The sequence below is a fragment of the Amycolatopsis sp. SID8362 genome (assembly GCF_010550475.1).
Classification (GTDB): Bacteria; Actinomycetota; Actinomycetes; order Mycobacteriales; family Pseudonocardiaceae; genus Amycolatopsis; species Amycolatopsis eburnea.
The window spans coordinates 1-724 of record NZ_JAAGNB010000952.1 but is presented as its reverse complement, the minus strand read 5'-3'; the positions used below and the strand labels follow the sequence as shown (position 1 = coordinate 724).

Here is a 724-nt window from a genome sequence, read left to right as displayed (position 1 = left end):
GAGCCGGCGTGGCCAGCAGGTCGGCGACGCGCCGGACCGCTTCGACGCCGTCCTCGCTGCTGTGGAACGCGGCGCCGACCGCGCGCAGCGGCTGGTAGCACTCCGGCGCGAGGATCAGCACGCCGAGCCCGATGGCCAGCGGCAGGTGGCCGCCGGCCAGCCGGACGCCGATGACGACCGCGACCAGCGCCACCGACAGCGTCGCGGCGAGTTCGAGGACGAACGCCGAGGAGAAGGCCACCTTCAACGTCTTGAGCGTCGCGCGGCGGTGGCGTTCGGACAGCTGCCGCACGGTCTCGCCCTGGGCGGCGGCGCGGCGGAACGCGGTCAGCACCGGGAGCACGCGCACGAGTTCGAGCAGGCGCTCGGACATCCGGTGCGTCGCGTCGGTCGCGCCGGCGACGCGGCCGGCCGTGTACTTGCCGACGAGGATCGCGAACATCGGCAGCAGCGGCACGGTCAGCGCGATGATCACGCCGGACGGCCAGTCGGCGAACAGGATCGCCGCGCCGGCGCCGAGCGGGACGACGGCCGCCGTCACGAGGGCGGGCAGGTATTCGCGGAAGTAGGCGTCGAGCGCGTCGAGGCCGCGGGTGGTGAGCGCGGTCAGCTCGCCGTGGCCGCGGTGGGCGATCCACTCGGGGCCGAGGCGCAGCGCGTGGTCGACGGCCTGGGCGCGCAGCTCGCGCTGGGCGGTCGCGGCGGCGCGGGCCGAGACCGTGCG

General features: G+C 75.8%; 1 protein-coding gene. It reads right to left on the bottom strand.

Features of this window, described 5'->3' with window-relative positions:
* A partial coding sequence (locus G3I65_RS29440) for an ABC transporter transmembrane domain-containing protein (RefSeq protein WP_240924599.1) occupies nt 1-724 on the bottom strand: 724 nt, incomplete at both ends.